Source organism: Bacillus sp. MD-5 (assembly GCF_002201875.1).
Classification (GTDB): domain Bacteria; phylum Bacillota; class Bacilli; order Bacillales; family Bacillaceae; genus Bacillus; species Bacillus stercoris.
In genome coordinates, this window is the sequence record NZ_CP021911.1 from 2,108,065 (window position 1) to 2,126,886 (window position 18,822).

Annotated in this window: 23 protein-coding genes; 1 reads left to right on the forward strand and 22 read right to left on the reverse strand. The window is 42.2% G+C overall.

What is annotated here, in order from left to right; translation table 11 throughout:
- Positions 1-36 precede the first annotated feature (36 nt).
- The 16 genes from cheR to CDO84_RS10430 all read right to left on the reverse strand — a co-directional run bounded on the left by cheR (position 37) and on the right by CDO84_RS10430 (position 13,042).
- Positions 37-807, reverse strand: a complete 771-nt coding sequence (cheR, locus tag CDO84_RS10355) for a protein-glutamate O-methyltransferase CheR (RefSeq protein ID WP_040082763.1) — start codon at positions 805-807, stop codon at positions 37-39.
- A 236-nt stretch (positions 808-1,043) separates the two neighbouring features.
- Positions 1,044-1,493 carry a nucleoside-diphosphate kinase gene (gene ndk / locus CDO84_RS10360; RefSeq protein ID WP_010886554.1) on the reverse strand — a complete coding sequence of 150 codons (450 nt, stop codon included), beginning with the start codon at positions 1,491-1,493 and terminating at the stop codon, positions 1,044-1,046.
- A gap of 115 nt (positions 1,494-1,608) precedes the next feature.
- The gene (gene hepT, locus CDO84_RS10365) at positions 1,609-2,571 is read right to left on the reverse strand and encodes a heptaprenyl diphosphate synthase component II (RefSeq protein WP_003246013.1); all 963 of its coding nucleotides are present in this window, start codon (positions 2,569-2,571) and stop codon (positions 1,609-1,611) included.
- Between the two features lie 25 nt (positions 2,572-2,596).
- The gene (menG, locus tag CDO84_RS10370) at positions 2,597-3,298 is read right to left on the reverse strand and encodes a demethylmenaquinone methyltransferase (protein WP_040082761.1); all 702 of its coding nucleotides are present in this window, start codon (positions 3,296-3,298) and stop codon (positions 2,597-2,599) included.
- Positions 3,299-3,304: 6 nt separating this feature from the next.
- On the reverse strand, positions 3,305-4,060 hold the full coding sequence (gene hepS / locus CDO84_RS10375) for a heptaprenyl diphosphate synthase component 1 (protein WP_014664416.1): 756 nt from the start codon (positions 4,058-4,060) through the stop codon (positions 3,305-3,307).
- 163 nt (positions 4,061-4,223) lie between these two features.
- A complete protein-coding gene (gene mtrB / locus CDO84_RS10380) occupies positions 4,224-4,451 on the reverse strand; it encodes a trp RNA-binding attenuation protein MtrB (protein ID WP_003230576.1) in 228 nt (75 codons plus the stop codon).
- 21 nt (positions 4,452-4,472) lie between these two features.
- Positions 4,473-5,045 carry a GTP cyclohydrolase I FolE gene (gene folE, locus CDO84_RS10385; protein ID WP_003225516.1) on the reverse strand — a complete coding sequence of 191 codons (573 nt, stop codon included), beginning with the start codon at positions 5,043-5,045 and terminating at the stop codon, positions 4,473-4,475.
- A 187-nt stretch (positions 5,046-5,232) separates the two neighbouring features.
- Positions 5,233-5,511 (reverse strand): non-specific DNA-binding protein Hbs, encoded by a 279-nt coding sequence (gene hbs / locus CDO84_RS10390; RefSeq protein ID WP_003153447.1) that lies wholly within the window; start codon positions 5,509-5,511, stop codon positions 5,233-5,235.
- Between the two features lie 374 nt (positions 5,512-5,885).
- Positions 5,886-7,364: a stage IV sporulation protein A gene (spoIVA, locus tag CDO84_RS10395; protein WP_014664418.1), complete on the reverse strand. Its 1,479-nt coding sequence runs from the start codon at positions 7,362-7,364 to the stop codon at positions 5,886-5,888.
- Positions 7,365-7,546: 182 nt separating this feature from the next.
- Complete coding sequence (locus tag CDO84_RS10400) at positions 7,547-8,281, reverse strand: YphF family lipoprotein (RefSeq protein ID WP_040082760.1); 735 nt, start codon at positions 8,279-8,281, stop codon at positions 7,547-7,549.
- A gap of 21 nt (positions 8,282-8,302) precedes the next feature.
- Positions 8,303-8,506, reverse strand: coding sequence for a DUF2768 domain-containing protein (locus CDO84_RS10405; protein ID WP_014664420.1), 204 nt, complete (start codon positions 8,504-8,506; stop codon positions 8,303-8,305).
- Positions 8,507-8,842: 336 nt separating this feature from the next.
- On the reverse strand, positions 8,843-9,880 hold the full coding sequence (locus tag CDO84_RS10410; RefSeq protein ID WP_040082759.1) for an NAD(P)H-dependent glycerol-3-phosphate dehydrogenase: 1,038 nt from the start codon (positions 9,878-9,880) through the stop codon (positions 8,843-8,845).
- Positions 9,881-9,897: 17 nt separating this feature from the next.
- Positions 9,898-11,208 (reverse strand): ribosome biogenesis GTPase Der, encoded by a 1,311-nt coding sequence (der, locus tag CDO84_RS10415; RefSeq protein ID WP_014664422.1) that lies wholly within the window; start codon positions 11,206-11,208, stop codon positions 9,898-9,900.
- A 153-nt stretch (positions 11,209-11,361) separates the two neighbouring features.
- Positions 11,362-11,556 carry a capping complex subunit for YIEGIA gene (locus CDO84_RS10420; protein WP_004398137.1) on the reverse strand — a complete coding sequence of 65 codons (195 nt, stop codon included), beginning with the start codon at positions 11,554-11,556 and terminating at the stop codon, positions 11,362-11,364.
- Positions 11,553-12,446, reverse strand: a complete 894-nt coding sequence (locus CDO84_RS10425) for a YIEGIA family protein (RefSeq protein WP_014664423.1) — start codon at positions 12,444-12,446, stop codon at positions 11,553-11,555. Before CDO84_RS10425 ends, CDO84_RS10420 begins: the two co-directional genes overlap by 4 nt.
- A complete protein-coding gene (locus tag CDO84_RS10430; protein WP_014664424.1) occupies positions 12,443-13,042 on the reverse strand; it encodes a YphA family membrane protein in 600 nt (199 codons plus the stop codon). Before CDO84_RS10430 ends, CDO84_RS10425 begins: the two co-directional genes overlap by 4 nt.
- Before the next feature lie 80 nt (positions 13,043-13,122).
- On the opposite strand from CDO84_RS10430, the gene CDO84_RS10435 reads away from it, so the two are divergent.
- Complete coding sequence (locus tag CDO84_RS10435; RefSeq protein WP_003225499.1) at positions 13,123-13,254, forward strand: YpzI family protein; 132 nt, start codon at positions 13,123-13,125, stop codon at positions 13,252-13,254.
- A gap of 42 nt (positions 13,255-13,296) precedes the next feature.
- Here the strand turns inward: CDO84_RS10435 and fni are convergent, their stop codons facing one another.
- The 6 genes from fni to ypeB form a co-directional block, all read right to left on the reverse strand.
- Positions 13,297-14,346: a type 2 isopentenyl-diphosphate Delta-isomerase gene (gene fni, locus CDO84_RS10440; RefSeq protein ID WP_040082758.1), complete on the reverse strand. Its 1,050-nt coding sequence runs from the start codon at positions 14,344-14,346 to the stop codon at positions 13,297-13,299.
- A gap of 12 nt (positions 14,347-14,358) precedes the next feature.
- Positions 14,359-15,507 (reverse strand): 30S ribosomal protein S1, encoded by a 1,149-nt coding sequence (gene rpsA / locus CDO84_RS10445; protein ID WP_014477197.1) that lies wholly within the window; start codon positions 15,505-15,507, stop codon positions 14,359-14,361.
- Between the two features lie 232 nt (positions 15,508-15,739).
- Positions 15,740-16,414, reverse strand: coding sequence for a (d)CMP kinase (cmk, locus tag CDO84_RS10450; protein ID WP_040082757.1), 675 nt, complete (start codon positions 16,412-16,414; stop codon positions 15,740-15,742).
- A gap of 78 nt (positions 16,415-16,492) precedes the next feature.
- Entirely contained in the window at positions 16,493-16,669 is a 177-nt protein-coding gene (locus tag CDO84_RS10455; protein ID WP_052438154.1) for a YpfB family protein, read from the reverse strand.
- Positions 16,670-16,713: 44 nt separating this feature from the next.
- Positions 16,714-17,367, reverse strand: coding sequence for a cyclic di-GMP receptor DgrA (locus tag CDO84_RS10460; protein ID WP_040082756.1), 654 nt, complete (start codon positions 17,365-17,367; stop codon positions 16,714-16,716).
- 93 nt (positions 17,368-17,460) lie between these two features.
- Positions 17,461-18,813 (reverse strand): germination protein YpeB, encoded by a 1,353-nt coding sequence (gene ypeB, locus CDO84_RS10465; RefSeq protein ID WP_014664429.1) that lies wholly within the window; start codon positions 18,811-18,813, stop codon positions 17,461-17,463.
- Between the last annotated feature and the right edge of the window lie 9 nt (positions 18,814-18,822).

Below are 18,822 nucleotides of genomic sequence, written 5' to 3' on the forward strand. Positions count from 1 at the left end.
AGACTACTATAACATATTTTTCAGCAAAAAGTCAGTCTATCTTTTTTGATAAAAGAATGTATCGGCTGGAGCCAGGCCGAATTTCTCAGGGTTGAAGATTTGCTCGGTGCTGCCGACAAAAAGAACTCCATTCTTTTTCAAGCTATTTGCCATTTTTAAATAAAGCTCTTCCTTCGCGCTTTCTGTAAAGTAAATAAATACATTGCGGCACACGATTAAGTCAAAGTCTTGTTCATAACGATCCGCCAGCAGATTGTGCTTTTTGAATGTAATATTCTTTTTGATTCCCGGTTTTACTTCATAACTTCCATTTGTGTTTTGAGTAAAATAACGATCCTTCACTGATAACGGCACTTCCTGTAAAGACCGCTCCTGATAAACGCCTTTTTTCGCTTTTTCCAATGCTTTTTCATCAATATCCGTTGCCAAAATCTGATAGCCCGGAAGACCTTTTTGCTGGTCCAAAAGCATGGCAAGCGTGTATGGCTCCTCACCTGTTGAACAGGCGGCACTCCAAATCTTCAAAGGCTTAGAGGTCTTGATTAACGGCAGAATAGCAGTCTCAAGAACTTCCCATCTTTTATAATTACGATAAAATTCTGAAACATTGATCGTCATTCTGTCCAATGTTTCATTTAAGAGAGCTTGATCCTTTTCCAATGCCGCCGCAAAGTCCTTAAAGCTTTGGAACCCCTTTTTCTCATAAAGTGATGTTAGCCTTCTCTTCATTTGTGATTCTTTGTATAGTGTCAAATCGACTCCGGTTAATTGTTTCCATTTCGTTGTAAAAACGCTGTATGTATCCATCTCTACTCTCCCAGTCTCGCTGTCTTTTTGTCCTAGTATAGCTTGTTTTATCAGGAAATTGTATTAATTCAATAAAAAAATCAGCTTTTCAGCTGATTTTAGATCATTGGGAAAGGCAGAGGCCTGATGCGCACTGCCATTGAACCCTTTATTCACTTCAATGTAAACCTTTACAAAACAGTTCAAAAACCGGCGGCGTTCAATAATGCCGGCTCTGTTACATATTTTCACAATGATTAATAGATCCAGCCTGCCATAAGCTGCTGATATGACACTAATTCTTCATTCTTAAAGAAAATGTTAATCTCGCGTTCTGCACTTTCGAGAGAATCAGAGCCGTGGATGATGTTTTTCCCGACAAACATGCCATAATCTCCCCGGATCGTACCAGGTAAAGCTTCTTTAGGATTTGTCTTTCCGATCAGCTGTCTCGTCACTTCAATGACATTTTCGCCTTCCCACACCATTGCGAATACAGGTCCTGAAGTAATAAACTCAACGAGCTCTCCGAAGAAAGGCTTCCCTTGATGTTCGGCGTAGTGTTTCTCAGCCATTTGTTCAGTCACTCTCATTAACTTGGCACCAGCTAATTGTAAGCCCTTACGTTCGAATCTAGATAAAATGTCCCCAATGAGCTGACGTTGGACACCGTCTGGTTTCACCATGATAAAAGTCTTTTCCATCATATTCTCCACCCCATCATTATGTATGTATAGGCTTTCACACTGCACACCGAAATCGTAACATCTTTCTGATAATTAATCAATCCGGGGCGGAGAAATTTCTTAATATCTACAAAAATTAAAATTTTCTTTTACCGATATATTTTGCGATGGCTGCAAGAGACGAGCGCGCGCGGCCTCTGGGAAGCGTATTTAATTTCTGGAAAGCTTTCTGCAAATACATTTCGCTTACTGCCATAGATGCTTCAATGGCATCCGTTTTTTTGATTTCTTCAATGATTGGTTCAAGCTGTTCCTGCGTTGTCTCACTGTTAATCAATTTAAGCTGGTTCTTTAATGCTGGATTTTTCAGGGCATACAGCACTGGCAATGTGACGTTCCCTTGAAGCAAATCTCCTCCAACGGGTTTACCCAGCTCTTCTTCAGTTGAAGTGAAATCAAGAATATCATCAATAATTTGGTAAGACATTCCGACATAATATCCAAACCAGTACAGCGCCTTATGAATCTTCTCATCAGCGCCAGACGCAATGGCACCGAGCTGGCAGCTGACCGCGATCAAGAGAGCCGTTTTTCTTTTAATACGGCGGAGATATGTTCTGAGGTTTTGTTCCATGTTGTATTTGTCTTTGATCTGCTCGATTTCTCCTAGACAAACTTCAACGATCGTCTGCGACAAAATCCTATGGGCTTTCGGTTCGTTAATCCTCGTCATCATTTCAAGAGATCCCGCAAGCATATAATCGCCTGTGTACATCGCAATACGATTGTCCCACTTTGCTTTGATTGTCGGTTTCCCTCGGCGAAGCTCCGCATCATCAATGACATCATCATGAACCAGAGATGCCATGTGAATCATTTCCAGAGTGACAGCCACATATTTAATCTTATTAATATCGTAATCGCCAAACATGCCTGAAAGCAGTACGAAAACAGGCCGAATACGTTTCCCTCCGGCCTGCAGCAGGTGAAGCCCCGCCTCGCTTAAAAGCGGATAATCGGAACGTACGGTTTGTTCAAGTTCTCTTTCGATTACATCAATATCGTCATTTAAAAAAGAGTAGGCCATTTTAAATTTCATATCATTCACCCAAACATCTGTGTTTTCATTTCCATCCGATATGCGTGGCAGCGACTCCGCCAGTAAACGAATGATATTTAACATTTTTCAGGCCCGCCTCTTCAAACAGGCCTGCCAGTTCCTTCATTCCAGGGAATTCTCTGGCTGATTCTTGAAGCCAAGAATATTCTTTATAGCTCTTCGCAAACAGTTTTCCGAAAAACGGCATAATGTACTTAAAGTACATAAAGTAAGCCTGTCTGAATCCGAACATTTCCGGTTGAGACGTTTCCAGACATACAACCTGGCCGCCCGGCTTCACTACACGTCTCATCTCTTTCAATACAGTCAAGTAATCAGGGACATTGCGGAGTCCGAAGCCAATAGTGACATAATCAAATGTATCATCATCAAAAGGAAGCTCCATCGCATTTCCATGCAGCAGTTCGATTTGGCTGAATCCGCCGTCTTTTACTTTCTGCTGGCCGACACTCAGCATATTTTCACTGAAATCCAAGCCCTTGATCTCGCCGCTTTTGCCGGCCGATTTTGCAAGAGCGATCGTCCAGTCAGCCGTTCCGCAGCATACATCGAGTGCTTTGGCGCCTTCTTTTACATCCATGATGCGCATCGTTTTATCGCGCCATTTTTTGTGCTGCTGAAAACTGATGACAGAGTTCATTTGGTCATAGTTTTTATATATTTTTTCAAATACTCCGTGTACGCGCTGTTCTTTTGAGTCCTGCATAATGGTTTACCCTTCTTCCACTTTCTGATGATAGGTTTGATCTTGGCTGATTGTCTTCAGACGGTTTAATAAAATGTTCTGAATAGGAGAATTTAGAGGCAAAAGTGACTCAACGCTGTTTTTCGCTTTTTTAAAACAATCTTCTAATATCTCTTCTTTTGTTTTTCCAAGCTGTATAAAACTGCCGATCACGTCCAGAAATGTATCATTCCCGTTCATAAGCCGCTTAAATACAAAAAAATCACTCGACAGCTTTTTCCAGCGCGGAAGGTTGAAGTGTTCTGCCACACGATGGAATAAAGCTGATTCAACGATGCCGACACTTTCGAAAAAATCGTTTTCGTCCTTGAAAGAACGGTCATATAGGCGAATTTTATGTTCATTGATTTCTTTGATAGCTGTAGCAAGCGTCCGAATCATGTAGATATCCTTCATTTCAGATAGTAAAGAGTAGTACAGCCCGCTGAAATAATCGCCCGCGAGAACAGTCAATTGGCGGTTTTTGTTTTCGTCTCGTTTTATGACTCTAGCTGTCGTCACTTCATCATGGGTATCAAGGGCGCTTTGTACAAGCATCGCTGTTACAATATAATTTTCTCTGTCGTTGTTTTTTATGTCTGCTTCTTCAAATAAAGCATGAAAAAGAAGAAGCTTATCCTCATCAATTTTCGGCGCAGAAATATGCTTCGCTAAATAAGGATGAGACAGCTTTTGTTTTAATTTTGTGTTCAAATTGGCTAAAGTTCCGTAGATGTCTTGCAAAAATATCACCCTTGTCCCCAAATTCACATTTATTTCTTAATCTATGTAAGAGTCTTATCTTTTCATTCGCTTACGCAGATATCATTATAGCATAAAAAAAAGAAATTGGCTGTATCCTCCCGCTGTTTGCGAGCATTTGCTTTTAACAGCGGGGACAGCCAGCTTATTTTTTTTCGCTTTTCATTTCTCCGTACGCGGTTTGAATCAGTGCCTCTCCTCTGACTTTGATGGCAGAAGTATGTTCTGTAAACTGAGCGATGATCACTTCTCCCTTGTCGAGTTTTTCGGAATGGTGAAACTTTGTGTCTGTTCCTCTTGTCAGGCCGATCACATTTACTCCATCCTCAACCGCTTTAATGACGACAAAATCACTTGAATGCTTTTGATTCATTTATAGCACCCTCTATCTTTATTAGTCCTGACGTTTAATATGCTCCAGTACTTCTGCACGGGCAGCGGCATCATCTTTAAAAACGCCTCTGACTGCTGAAGTGACAGTTTTTGCACCCGGTTTTCTTACACCGCGCATCGTCATGCACATGTGTTCTGCTTCAACCACAACCATTACGCCATGCGGGTCAAGCGTTTCTACGATGCTTTCCGCGATTGTCGAAGTGATGCGTTCCTGAAGCTGCGGACGCTTTGCAACGGCTTCAACGGCACGTGCCAGCTTGCTGAGTCCGGTGACCTTTCCGCCTCGCGGTATATATGCAACATGTGCTTTTCCATAAAAGGGAACCAGGTGATGCTCACACATAGAATGAAACGCGATATCTTTTACAAGAACAAGCTCCTCATGGTTTTCACCGAAGATAGTCTGGAAATGTTCTTTTGGATCTTCATTCAAGCCGGAGAATACTTCGGCATACATCTTTGCGACTCTTTTCGGAGTATCAAGAAGCCCTTCTCTATTCGGGTCTTCTCCGATCGCTTCTAAAATTTGACGAACAGCTTGTTCGATTTGCTCTTTATTAACTTCTTTCATGTTCTATGTCCTCCACCAATGAATACATTTAATTTCGATTCTAGCACACATGCCCCGCTAAAAGCAAAGTGAATGCCCTGTCAGGAAGCCCATGCTCTTGAAATATGAAAAGCCCCTTAGAAAGGGGCTTTTCTGTGAAGAAATAAAGTGTATGTAAGCTAGATGCATACACGATCTATATTCACAATTATTTTCCGGCAACTGCGTCTTTAAGCGCTTTACCTGGTTTGAAAGCAGGTACTTTGCTTGCAGGAATTTCGATTTCTTCACCTGTTTGAGGGTTGCGTCCTTTACGTGCAGAACGTTCACGCACCTCGAAGTTACCAAAACCGATCAGTTGGATTTTATCACCGTTTTTAAGTGCATCTAAGATCGTATCAAAAACAGAGTCAACTGCTTTTGTAGCGTCTTTTTTAGACAATTCGCTTGCTTCTGCAACCGCATTGATAAGTTCTGTTTTGTTCATGCCTTTCACCTCCTCCCAAAAGGAATACATTCAGTTCGTTTATTATCATTTCTTCACAGTTCAGTCTGATTCTAAACCTGTCTCAGAAAAAAATAAGAGCAGGCAAGAGAAAGACAATTAAACGGCTTTTTAAGAAAAACTGCACTCTGAGGAATGTTTGTCCAACAAAGTGAAGAATTTCTGTATGTAGAGTAACACATATAAAAAGCCATATCAAGCATTTTAAAGCGTCAATCCCTTGCTCGTCAAGGATTTAACGTGATTTATCGAACAAATATTCCTTTTTTTACTTTTTTCATCCTATTCCTTGATCCTTTTCCATTATTAAGAGCAAAGAAAAAAGACCTCCCATTCTATAAAGAGGTCTACCGGTATTACAGGATAATGGCGATTAAGCCGCCAGAGCCTTCGTTTATGATTCTTTCTAACGTTTCTTTTAATTTATACCGTGCGTTTTCAGGCATGAGTGACAGCTTCGCCTGAATCCCTTCTCTCACAATTGAGCTCAGTGACCTTCCGAATATATCGGAATTCCAAATGGAGAGCGGATCATCCTCAAAGTCCTGCATTAAATAACGTACAAGCTCTTCACTTTGTTTTTCCGTTCCAATAATCGGGGCGAATTCGCTTTCGACGTCGACTTTGATCATATGGATCGACGGAGCGACAGCTTTCAGCCTCACACCGAATCGCGAGCCCTGTCTTATAATTTCCGGCTCATCAAGACTCATATCAGCTAAAGCAGGCGCTGCGATGCCGTATCCCGTCTGTTTGACCATTTTTAAGGCCTCAGACACTTGATCATATTCTGTTTTCGCATGGGCGAAGTCTTGCATGAGCTCAAGCAGATGGTCTCTTCCTCTGATTTCAACGCCCACAACTTCTTTTAGGATTTGATCATATAGATGATCAGGCGCGTACAAATCAATTTCTGCCACCCCTTGGCCCAGCTCAATTCCGGCTAAGCCGGCACTTTCAATGAACTCAAACTCGCTAAATTGGCCGACAACCCTGTCTACGTCCCGGAGCCGTTTAATATCCTTAACCGTTTCCTTCACGGACTCCTGATAGCTTTCACGCAGCCAATGGTTTTCTTTCAGCACCATTACCCAGCTTGGGAGATTGACATTCACTTCAAGCACCGGAAACTCGTAGAGGGCCTCTCTGAGCACACTCAGTACATCTGATTCCCGCATACTCTCTACACTCATTGCCAATACCGGGATATCATATTTTTCGCTTAAATCCTGGCGCATAGCCTCCGTTTCCGGGTGATACGGCCTGACTGAGTTGATGACCATAATAAAGGGTTTGCCAACCTCTTTCAGCTCTTCAATGACTCTTTCTTCAGCCTCTATATAGTCACTTCTGGCGATATCCCCAATGGTGCCGTCTGTCGTAATGACAACTCCTATGGTCGAGTGTTCTTGAATGACTTTTCGTGTGCCGATTTCAGCAGCCTCATGAAATGGGATCGGTTCTTCGTACCAAGGCGTGTTGATCATCCGCGGCCCGTTTTCATCTTCATACCCTTTAGCGCCGGGCACTGTGTAACCTACACAATCTACTAATCTTATATTCACATCGAGTCCGTCTGACACATGAACAGACATCGCCTGATTCGGAACAAATTTAGGCTCTGTAGTCATAATTGTTTTGCCGGCTGCGCTTTGCGGCAGTTCATCCTGCGCTCGGGCCCGGTCTGCTTCGTTACTGATATTCGGGAGCACCACAAGCTCCATAAATTTTTTAATAAACGTGGATTTTCCTGTACGGACAGCACCTACGACTCCTAAGTATATATCGCCTCCTGTTCGTTCAGCGATATCCTTGAAAATATCGACCTTTTCCAAGTGATCCCCTCCCGGACTTCCTATCCTTATCAATTTTATTAAGCTCTTTCAATCAAACACAGGACACTATATGTGTATGACGTTGTCCTATTTGAATATGACATCTTTAGAAAATTTCTCATCCTCAATCTATTAAAGTATAAAAAAACCTTTCTCCCTATTTGTATGCAAGGGAGAAAGGTTCATTCCTTTTTCATATCATTTTCTAAAAAAACAGGTTCCTGCTTGTCATTTACCGTATATTTCACAGAAAACGCGGGGACAAAGGGGGTTTCTTGCCAAATTATATCCTGGATTTCAGTCCCGGGTTTAAACGTTTTTTTGCTTTTTTTGAGATAAGAAGCCAGCTCAGTCCGGTAATCGGCATATATTTCTCCGTCTCCGTCAATCATAAGCGGCAAGGAATCCCCTGAGATTGGGCTTGTCACTGTAAGAGAGCTTCCATCCCCCAGCTTCTTCTCATCGAGTGTAAATAAATCATGTGATAGCACATCCTTGTAAGGCGGATATTGATGCTCCTGACGGTACATTTGGATACGCAATTTCACATCGCGAATTTTTTCAGCCATCTTCAGATCAATTAATTTAACAGTCGGATCGTTCTCTACGTCAACAAGCACGTATTGATAGTCTCCCCCGCTTTCATATGCCGTACTCGGAGGTTCAGCTATGTATCTTGGCGCTAACCGGTTAAAGTCTATCGGATATTTTTGATATAGCGGAGTCGACATATCTTTGGTTTGAATTGGAAGCAGCCCTCCATTTGCCTTTTGAAATTCATCAACAGCAGACTGAACCTGCTGCAGCTGGTCTTGATAAGGAATGGCATGCACACTGCTTTTCCGTTCATTCGGATACAAACAACCGGATAAAAACACGACTGCCGCAAAAATGATAGCGCACTTCAGTTTACCCATACAGCACTTCCTTTTACAGCTTTATTCATTGACAGGGCCGCTAAAAACCACGACAAACACAATAATTCCAGATATGAGCATACACATGTAAGCGAATGATGAAATCGTAATCTTCAAAAAACGGTTTTGGCACTTAAAGCGACTGAAATAGATGGAAGCGACAGCCAGAAACATCAAACCCATGGACCCTAGAGCAAACCACATTTTCATCAATGCCAGATTCAATGACGTGCGCCTCCCCGATATGTATGATGTAAGCGTTATATTTTATTTTAATATACAGCACCGGAAAAGATCAACCAGATTTTCCATCCTTTGATAGAACAAAAAAACTGAAGCAAAGAGGGGGACCTTCGCTTCAGTCAACTTGACTATATTCACCTGCACGTTTAAGAAACACTCTCTTGGACTTCGATGCTATAGTATGCGACTTGGCATACAGATGCATCCTCTATTGCCTAAATCGGCAAAATGTTTCAGGAGATCCCAAGACTTGGGTATTCTTCTGTTTTTCGGGCTTTCGTTCAATTAAGATATGCGATTCATTATACGATTGACACTTTACTTCACTTGATTTTCAAACGTATTTACTAAATCCTCCATCTCGTGGGTTTTCCCTCTCGCCATTAAAGATTCAACAGCGGTTTCCACTTTTTGTCCGTTGAATAGAACCTGATGGAGCGCCTCTGTAATCGGCATTTTGACATCATATTTCTTCGAAAGCTGGTAAGCCGCTTTCGTCGTGCGGACGCCTTCGACTACCATTCCCATCTCTTCAAGAACGTCTTCAAGCTTGTACCCTTTTCCGAGCAAATTGCCCGCACGCCAGTTTCTGGAATGAACACTTGTGCACGTCACAATTAGATCGCCTACTCCTGTCAATCCAGAAAACGTCAAGGGATTGCCGCCCATTTTCGTTCCAAGTCTCGCGATTTCGGCAAGTCCGCGTGTAATCAAGGCAGCTTTGGCGTTGTCGCCGTACCCTAAACCGTCTGTAATTCCTGCAGCAAGGGCGATAATATTTTTTAAAGCCCCTCCAATTTCAACTCCGATAACATCAGGATTTGTGTACACCCGAAAATTGTGATTAATAAATAAATCCTGCACCTCTTCCGCTGCTTTCATGCTTTTTGAAGATGCAGTAACAGTTGTAGGGTGCCGCAGCCCTACTTCTTCCGCATGACTCGGACCGGAAAGGACAACGATATCTTTTCTGACATCACTCGGAAGCTCTACTTCCATAATTTCAGAAATGCGCAGGAGTGAATCCGGCTCTATCCCCTTGCTGACATGGACAAAGACTGCCTTTTTCGTTATAAAAGGGACAGCCTGCCTCAGCACTTCCCGAATCGCTTTTGTCGGAACCGCAACGATAATGACATCTGCGTCTGCCACAGCCTCTTTCATATCTGTTGTTCCTTTAATGGATGTAGACAGCTTAACATTCGGCAAATAATCCTTGTTTTCATGCAACTCATTAATTTGATGAATTAAATCTGCACGGTGAGCCCACACACACACTTCATTTCCATTATCAGTTAGAACTAAAGCCAGTGCTGTTCCCCAACTCCCCGCTCCAAGCATTGTGACTTTTTTCATGTTTGATTCACACCTTTTTATTTTCTAGCTCTTGCAAATATTTTGATTGGTGTCCCCTCAAAACCGAACGCGTCTCTGATTCGGTTTTCTAAAAACCGTTCGTATGAAAAATGCATCAATTCAGGATCATTTACAAACACAACGAAGCTTGGCGGCTTCACCGACACTTGGGTCGCATAGTAAATTTTCAAACGCGAACCGTTATGAGTCGGTGTCGGATTCATTGCCACAGCATCCATGATAACATCATTTAAGACGTTCGTTTGAACTCGAAGTGAATGATTTTCACTTGCTTTGATAATCGCAGGCATCAGCGTATGGATCCGTTTTTTCGTTAAGGCAGACATAAATAGGATTGGCGCATAATCCAGAAATTGAAAATGATCGCGAATATTTTCTTCAAATTCCTTCATCGTGCTCTCATCTTTGTCAACAGCATCCCATTTGTTTACGACGATTACGACGGCCTTGCCCGCTTCGTGTGCATAACCGGCGATACGCTTGTCCTGTTCAATAATGCCTTCTTCGCCATCAAGCACAACCGCCACGACTTCTGAGCGGTCAATCGCTTTCAGCGCCCGCAGTACACTATACTTCTCAGTCGTTTCATAGACTTTCCCTTTTTTTCGCATACCTGCAGTATCGACAATGACAAACTCCTGCTGGTTGTAAGTAAATGACGTATCAACAGCATCTCTTGTCGTTCCAGCCACGTTGCTGACAATAACGCGTTCTTCGCCAAGCATGGCGTTCACAAGTGAGGACTTTCCGACATTCGGACGTCCGATCAGACAGAATTGAACAACTTCCTCATTGTATTTCGTTTCTGGAATGTTTTTAAAATGCTCTGCAACGGCATCCAGTAAATCACCCAGTCCGAGTCCGTGTGTTCCCGAAATTGGATATGGCTCGCCAAAGCCTAGCGAATAAAAGTCATAAATATTCGCTCTCATTTCTGTGTTATCCAGTTTATTAACCGCTAAAACAACAGGCTTTTTTGTGCGGTACAAAATTTTCGCTACTTCTTCATCAGCAGCTGTTACGCCTTCACGGCCGTTCACCATAAAAACGATCACGTCCGCTTCATCCATGGCGATTTCAGCCTGCTGGCGAATTTGAGCTAAGAACGGCTCATCACCGATATCAATACCGCCCGTATCAATCAAATTAAAATCATAATTCAGCCATTCAGCCGAGCTGTATATCCGATCCCTTGTCACGCCAGGGGTATCTTCTACTATTGAAATTCTTTCTCCCGCAATCCGGTTAAAGATTGTGGATTTTCCTACATTTGGTCTCCCAACAATGGCTACGACAGGTTTACCCATAGTACCCTTCCTTTCGATCCAGCCGCTTTCATTTTTACATAAATTTTCAACCGGTTATTAAAATCATTTCATTCACTTTTATGAAAAGAAACCCTTCAGAGGAAGGGCTTAACTCATTTATTATATCAGTTTTTACTGGGATCACAACTATTCTTAAAAATGTTTCACGATCAAATACACGTCATCTCCGATTCTATGCGCTATTCCATCAAGGATTGCCTCAAGATTTTTAGCGAAAAGCTCCATCTCCTTTTGGTCATTGCAAAAAAAGACAGGCGCTCCCCCTGCAGCCCGGTTTCGATTTGTCGTAATCACAGACAAAATCACTTTCGTGAGAGATTCACTCATCCTATCACCTTATCCTGATTCTTGATAAACTCTGTCGGCATTCTAATCGCATTTTCCAGGGTTGGAACATTGCTAATAATCTGTACTGCCGTTTCGGGGTGGTGAATTTGCGGCAGAACAAAAACTGCCACTCTCCCGTCATTTAAATCCCGTTTTGCAATTGGGGTCAGAGACGGCTCTCCTGAATCTCGATAAACCCCGAGCACATTGGAAACATCAAATAAAATCGCCTGACGCTGCCCTAAATTGGCTATCGTCGCTGCTGAATTAAAGTTTTTTGGCGTCAAAATAAAGCCCATGCCATGCTTTAAAATCAGCTCCTGTTTCTCTGGAAGCCCGATATTCATCATATAAATATTATCAACAAACAAGCCCGGACCGTCAAAGCGCGGCTTTATGTACTCGATGTCTACAATATCCTTTAACACACTGCCAGACATAAATTTCATGGCCAGTAAGAAACAAACGACAGCCGCTATGACTGCAGCCCAGATGGATAAAAACACATACGCGGAGGTTGTCAAAAGTGCTGTAAAGATCACAATATAATTTCTGCTTTCAAACGCAATAGCAATCCCCTCAATATATGTGCTTCCCCTCGAGACAAGTTCATATGAATCCATTTGCGTCAATGTGTTCCGCTCCATGTTTCGAACATCTCTAAATTGCGTCGCTGCCAACGTTAAAAATGTGATGGCAGTAAATTCCTGCTGCAAAAGCGCCGGCATAATAATTGCACCTAAACCAGCCGCTATCATCCCCAGAGCGATATGAATCACTTTCCCATGAATATAGGTCGGATACTGGCGATAATCTGTTTTCAGCATATAAAGCCTTGTTGCAATACCGGCGATGACCCCCGCAATAATCGGATAGATGTAATCACTCATGACATTTTGGTAGCTCCTTTGTTTGATCTTTTGCTTTTCTGACCAATCTGGCTTGCGAGCTGTTCGTATTTAGATATGCCAAACAGCAATATCATCCCCGCAGAACACGCATTCAGCCATTGAAAGCCGCCGACAGCCAAAGCCCCGGCCAACTTCTGAATCACAAATGAATACACCAGTTCCCCTTGGCACATTCCGAGGACAAATAAGGCAAGCTGCTTCTCAAAATCCCTTTCAACAGAAGCTGTCAAAAGCACTATTAATATAACGGCAGCCCACTCAGGTTTTATGATGAACCAAACCGGGTCATATAATGCAAAAAGATAAACAAACGCATACGCGGCAACAAGCGTCAGACAAACTAGAATGTAACGGAAACGATACATTCCTAAATACCCGGCATAGACACACCCGCAAACGAAAAACATCATATATGCAGCGTTAAGGGAAAAATATAAAGCGATGTCATGTATGCTAAGAATAATATTAGTTAAAATAAAGACAGAGACGGCAAATCGTCTTTTTGTCTTTTCGATAATAAATGTTGTCAGAACCCACAGAAACCACATTGACCAATAGTAATAAAATTGTTCCATTTTACACTTCCTCCATATTCCCAGTATGGAGCCCAAGCGCATTTTTTAAACAATCTATCTCACAATTAAGGAGTATGATCATGGGAAAAGACAGACAGGAAAAAAAACTCAAAGCTTCAGGAAGAGTCGAATCAGACCGCGACCAGTCCATTCACTATGACGGAGCGACAAGCCTTGAACAAAACGGAAGATTCAAAAAACGAAAATCATAATGCAAAAAGCCCAAACCACATATGGTTTTGGGCTTTTATCATTTATCGCACACTATAGCTTGATGTATTGACCCCTCTTTCTGTGAGCCAATGATGGGTTTCACCTTTGATCACAAGAGGGGCCTTTTGTAAATCGGCAATCGTACTGGCGCCCAGCACGGTCATAATCATCTTTAATTCCTCAAGAATCAGCTGAATCTCCTCAAGCAGTCCTTCCTCACCACTGTCAGTCAGCGCTTTTAAAAAATGCCCTGCCATTCCGGTACAAGAGGCTCCCAGCGCAATTGCCTTTGCCACGTCAAGTGCATCCTGCAGGCCGCCAGAGGCGATCATGGTGCTTGCGGGAAACTCAGAGCGGATTTCCGCCAAACTTGCAGCTGTTGAAATGCCCCACGAATTAAAAAAGGTGATTTGCCGCTGCCTGCGGAGATTTTCAATTTTGGAGAAATTCGTCCCCCCATAACCGCCAATGTCAACAGCTGCAGCACCAGCTTCATACAGCTTCCCTGCTGATTCTTTGCTCATACCGAATCCGACTTCTTTCACAATGACTGGTACACTGACATGACTGCAAATTTGTTCAATACGTTCCAGTGCCCCGCTAAAGCTTCTGTCTCCTTCAGGCATCACAATTTCCTGAATCACATTGAGGTGGATCTGCAGTGCGTTTGCTCCAATCATCTCAACTGCTTCCTTTGCCTGATCAGCCGTTACCTCGCTTCCCAGGTTGGCAAAAATCAGCCCGTTTGGGTTTTCCTTTCGAACTATTTCATAGGAAAGACGCTCTGATGGATCTTTTAATGCTGACATTTGCGATCCCACAGCAAGAGGAATTCCAGCCTGAGCAGCCGCTCGCGCAAGCGATTTATTAATCTCATATGTAAGTTTTCCGCCGCCGCCAGTCATTGCATTGATAAAAATCGGCGAACTGCTTGAAAGTTCGCCGATTTTTGTGGAAATATCTACTTGTTCTAATGCAAGATCGGGCAGACTGACGTGAACAAACGTAATATCATCAAGACCTGTTTCCCGCTTTTGGCCGGTGGACAAGGCATGATTGATGTGTTGTCTTTTTCGTTCTGCTCGAGTCACGTTTATCACCAGTTATTTTAGTTTATTCAGCTTATCTCCGATCAGATCTCCAAGCTGGAAGCCAGTGCTTGTTTCTTCCTTCGCTTGATATTGACGGTAATCTTCCTGATCAGCTTTAGGCGTTTCTTCAAGTTCACGCATGCTTAATGAAATGCGCTCCTCATTTTCATTCACATCAAGAACCTTCACTTTTACAGTCTGTCCTTCTTCAAGGACTTCATGCGGCGTGCCGATGTGTTTATTGGAAATTTGAGAAATATGAACGAGACCTTCAACACCTGGAAGGATTTCAACAAAGGCACCGAAGCTTACAAGACGCTGCACAGTTCCTTCAAGCACATCGCCAGGCTTCACTTTTTCGCCGATTTGGCTCCAAGGTCCAGGCAGTGTATCTTTGATTGATAATGAAATACGTTCATTATCGCGGTCAACCGATAGCACTTTCACTTTTACTTCTTGTCCCTCTTCAACAACGTCAGACGGTTTCTCTACATGTGAGTGAGAAAGTTGTGAAATGTGCACAAGTCCGTCGATGCCGCCGATATCTACAAACGCGCCAAAGTCAGTCAGGCGCTGCACTTTGCCATCAAGTACACTTCCAACTTCAAGAGACTGAAGAAGTTCCTGTTTTTTATTCGCTTGTTCACTTTCAACAACGGCACGGTGTGAAAGGATCACGCGGTTTTTATCACGGTCAAGCTCTACAACGAGCAGAGACAGTGTTTTTCCTTTATAGTCAGTGAAATCTTCAACGAAATGTGCTTCAACAAGCGATGCCGGAATAAAACCGCGAACGCCGATATCAACGACAAGGCCGCCTTTCACGACATCTTTTACTTCAGCTTCAAACACTTCTTTTGTTTCAAATTTTTTCTCAAGGTCTTCCCAAGCGCGGTCTGCATCAACAGCACGTTTAGATAAAATCAAAGCATCGTCTTCCACTTTTGTTACTTTCAGGTCAAGCTCGTCGTCTACTTTAACAACATCCGATGCTTTCTCTACATGAAGACTTGATAATTCACTGATTGGAATAATACCGGATTGTTTAACATTGATAATTTCTACATCTACATGCTTGTCCTCTACCTTTGTGACAATCCCTTTAACTACATCTCCAACCTCTGGCACTTGAACATCAATTTGATTCATTTCCTCTGTCATTTGAATAACCTCCTTGGTCCAAACCTACACAGCTTAATTAAAACGGTTTGAAAGCTGAACATATAACATGCCCGCTTTTAGCCGAATATGTATTAAAGAATCATCCAAAAAAGTTTTTTGAATGATCAATAAAAAGTTTTATTAGTATTAACTTCTAATAAAAGGACAGGTTTGTCAAGCAATAACATTCTATCTTCGTTGAAAAATTCAAAAAAAGTGGCATTTGCCATCCTCAGCGGGACTTTTGCTCCACCGCCTCGAGGATTTTATCAGCTACCTCTTGAATGGAAAGCGATGTTGTGTCGATTTCAAGAGCGTCTTCTGCTTTACGCAGTGGAGATACCTCACGCTCTGAATCAAGCTTGTCTCTTCTTGCAATTTCCTCAATTAAAGTTTCGTAGTTGACATCAAAGCCTTTTTTTACATTTTCTTCATAACGGCGTTTCGCTCTCTCTTCAACAGATGCCAAAAGAAAGATTTTCACCTCTGCATTTGGCAGCACGTGAGTTCCAATATCACGACCATCCATGACAACGCCGCCTTTTTCCCCAAGCTGCTGCTGGCGTTTCACCATTTCTTCTCTGACACTTCTATGCTTGGCCGCAATTGAAACCTGGTTGCTGACTTCATCTGTTCTGATCGCCTCAGTTACATCAGTGCCGTTTACAAGCACTTTTTGTCCTTCTTTTGTCGTAATCAGTTCAATGTCAGTCCGCTTTAATAGCTCAGCCAATTTTTCTTCATTTGTCAGCTCAACGTTTTCTTGTAAAGCCGCGTACGTTATCGCCCGGTACATTGCTCCTGTATCAATATATATGTACGATTTTTTCTCAGCCACAATTTTGGCGACAGTGCTTTTCCCTGCAGCTGCCGGGCCGTCGATTGCAATCGATAATTTCTTTTCCATAATTCCTCTCCTTGCTCTTTTCTCCTCTATGGATTGTATCATGAACTTTATGAAAAAGGGTGAAAAATTGATGAATAATTAATGTTTGAACGTTTCAATCCTATTGTTTTCCGCCATTTTATCCACCCCTTCATATTGAATCACTTTTGATACGTATGGTTCAATATGCTGATAGTGAAAAAGAAATTGGACACCAAGTAAAATGATGGCCTGAATGAACACTAATTTGATCAGCAGCCGTTCAAATGTTTTCATTGGAGCACCTCCATTACTAATAGTATGGAAGTGTTTGACGATGTTTATTCCATTCGGGCTTTTCTTCTCTTTTTTAACTGGCGCCGAATGCAGTATTGAAGCAGAGCCTGCTGGTCACTTGCTGCAATTTCTGAATACTCTAAAGTCATTTTGCGTTTTCCTGACTTTGGGTCATCAAAGAGACGTCTGACAACCGCTTCTGTTTCTATTTGACGTGTGTGCTCCTCTTCAGAAAGACAGATGATCAGGCGCAATGATTCCCCGGCTTGAAAAGAACGTCCATCAGCTAAAACCACGGCGATGCCGCCTGCACTAATGTTATAGGATAGTGTGCGGAATTCTTCTTCATTTGCCGGCTGAATTTGCACATCTAATACCGCATCAGTTCTTACATACTGGCGGCGCTGGATTCTTTTCATTTTTTCACGGGGAGGCACTTCAAGACAGATCATTTGAAGTTTGTCCTTCACTTTGCCTTTTATACGGCTTGAAAAGCGGTAAGGAACTTCGTCTTTACCCACAAACTCTACCGTTACTTCCATATCATTATGTAAAATCACAGTTCGCCCTGTAACTACATCAACCGGATACGCGATCAAAAGCTCATTGTTTTCGATGCTTACCGCCTTAGTTTTTGCCTTTTTCAATTCATTTTCTTCTATATATTCTAAAAGTACATTTTCTCCAATCTCTATCATTGACTTCACTCTTTCGTATTCATTATACTCACGTTTTTATTAAAGCACGTAATGAAAAAAAGGAAAAGACATTTAGTCCTTTCCTCCTGTTTTTTATAGGTCTTTATATATAGGCTCTGCATTTTTTAATTTTTCAACCTTTTCTTCTGTGCCATCATTGGCATTTATATACATTCTAAATGTGTCATTTTCAATGGTTCCGAGCATTTCATAGCATAACACTTCTTGACCAAGTTCATTTGTAATTAAAGCGAGCCTTGTTTCTCTCACTTGTACATTTTTATTTAATTTAGATTTTGCCTCTGCTTCAGTAATTGCCGGCTTAGGTATAGTTCTTTTTCTGTGGGATGTTAGGAAGTCTCTTGCTGAAAAACCGACAACCTCACCGTCATCCAAGGCCACTTTCATGCGGATTGCCTCCGGGTACATCCGGACTTTATTTTCAACAGGGACATATGAAAATACGCCGATTTTATCATATTGGGCACTTTCATCAATTTCCAAATCATCTGTTTCAAATCCGTTTTTCTTTAAAAATGCGAGCGCTCGGTTCGATCCGTCATTCAAACTGATTTTCTGGTTTTTCACTTCTCTGTTTTGGATCAAATATACCGGATGCCCACCCTTCTTCGTGATATCCATATAAATCGCTGCTTTATGATCTGGGTCTTTCATGCTGATGCTATATACATCGCGATTTGTTTTTTTTCCGCTCTTTACCACCTTAATTGAATAATTGTCATCAGGGGCAAAGCGCTCAGCAATTTGTTTTGCTTCCTGTTCGGAAATTTGCTTTCCCTTCAGGTGGCTGAAGCCCTTTTCTTCTTTTTTCGTGCTGGTGAAACTTGGGCCAAGGTCAGTGCCAGTGGAGAATGCACCAACATTCTTTTCGACAGTTTTAAAGCTGTTGATAATTGTATTGTCACTTTGTTTTTCGTCTGAAGCCAGTGCCATTTCTACGTCCATCCAGCGAAGGTTTTTGCTCATGACAAGGTGCTGAACATGGCGCAATTCATTTTGGATATCTTCAGACTGCTGATAAAGCTTATTTAGTGATGTATACTCGTTTTTATCAAGGGGCTTCTGGTCCAAATCTCTGACTGACGTTTTATAGCTGAAATCACCGATCTTTGATAATAGCTCTTCCGTTTTATTAAACGGCATTAATGTAAGCGGCAGCTGACTGACGCTGTTATGTGCTTCAGAAGTAATCCTCCACACATCAATCAATGCAGGCGACAGTGATTTTTGGCTGTTCATGGCAAGTGTTGTTCCGATTTTATCATGAAGCTGATCCACCTGATAGGTAAGCTCATGAAACGCCCGCTGATAGTTATTTTCAGCATGAAGAAGAACTGCGTCTTTTTCCTGGTGTTCTTTGTATCCCCAGTAGCCTGTACCGACTATTGCAATACCAAGCACGGCGATTAAAATTCCTCTGATCATTTATCACAC

Excerpts from the sequence above, each read along its gene's own strand:
- cheR (WP_040082763.1), bottom strand. The coding sequence starts at position 807 with ATGGATACATACAGCGTTTTTACAACGAAATGGAAACAATTAACCGGA.
- ndk (WP_010886554.1), bottom strand. The coding sequence starts at position 1,493 with ATGATGGAAAAGACTTTTATCATGGTGAAACCAGACGGTGTCCAACGT.
- hepT (WP_003246013.1), bottom strand. The coding sequence starts at position 2,571 with ATGAAATTTAAAATGGCCTACTCTTTTTTAAATGACGATATTGATGTA.
- menG (WP_040082761.1), bottom strand. The coding sequence starts at position 3,298 with ATGCAGGACTCAAAAGAACAGCGCGTACACGGAGTATTTGAAAAAATA.
- mtrB (WP_003230576.1), bottom strand. The coding sequence starts at position 4,451 with ATGAATCAAAAGCATTCAAGTGATTTTGTCGTCATTAAAGCGGTTGAG.
- folE (WP_003225516.1), bottom strand. The coding sequence starts at position 5,045 with ATGAAAGAAGTTAATAAAGAGCAAATCGAACAAGCTGTTCGTCAAATT.
- hbs (WP_003153447.1), bottom strand. The coding sequence starts at position 5,511 with ATGAACAAAACAGAACTTATCAATGCGGTTGCAGAAGCAAGCGAATTG.
- CDO84_RS10400 (WP_040082760.1), bottom strand. The coding sequence starts at position 8,281 with ATGGGTAAACTGAAGTGCGCTATCATTTTTGCGGCAGTCGTGTTTTTA.
- CDO84_RS10410 (WP_040082759.1), bottom strand. The coding sequence starts at position 9,880 with ATGAAAAAAGTCACAATGCTTGGAGCGGGGAGTTGGGGAACAGCACTG.
- der (WP_014664422.1), bottom strand. The coding sequence starts at position 11,208 with ATGGGTAAACCTGTCGTAGCCATTGTTGGGAGACCAAATGTAGGAAAA.
- CDO84_RS10420 (WP_004398137.1), bottom strand. The coding sequence starts at position 11,556 with ATGAGTGAATCTCTCACGAAAGTGATTTTGTCTGTGATTACGACAAAT.
- CDO84_RS10425 (WP_014664423.1), bottom strand. The coding sequence starts at position 12,446 with ATGAGTGATTACATCTATCCGATTATTGCGGGGGTCATCGCCGGTATT.
- CDO84_RS10430 (WP_014664424.1), bottom strand. The coding sequence starts at position 13,042 with ATGGAACAATTTTATTACTATTGGTCAATGTGGTTTCTGTGGGTTCTG.
- CDO84_RS10435 (WP_003225499.1), top strand. The coding sequence starts at position 13,123 with ATGGGAAAAGACAGACAGGAAAAAAAACTCAAAGCTTCAGGAAGAGTC.
- rpsA (WP_014477197.1), bottom strand. The coding sequence starts at position 15,507 with ATGACAGAGGAAATGAATCAAATTGATGTTCAAGTGCCAGAGGTTGGA.
- cmk (WP_040082757.1), bottom strand. The coding sequence starts at position 16,414 with ATGGAAAAGAAATTATCGATTGCAATCGACGGCCCGGCAGCTGCAGGG.
- CDO84_RS10455 (WP_052438154.1), bottom strand. The coding sequence starts at position 16,669 with ATGAAAACATTTGAACGGCTGCTGATCAAATTAGTGTTCATTCAGGCC.
- CDO84_RS10460 (WP_040082756.1), bottom strand. The coding sequence starts at position 17,367 with ATGATAGAGATTGGAGAAAATGTACTTTTAGAATATATAGAAGAAAAT.
- ypeB (WP_014664429.1), bottom strand. The coding sequence starts at position 18,813 with ATGATCAGAGGAATTTTAATCGCCGTGCTTGGTATTGCAATAGTCGGT.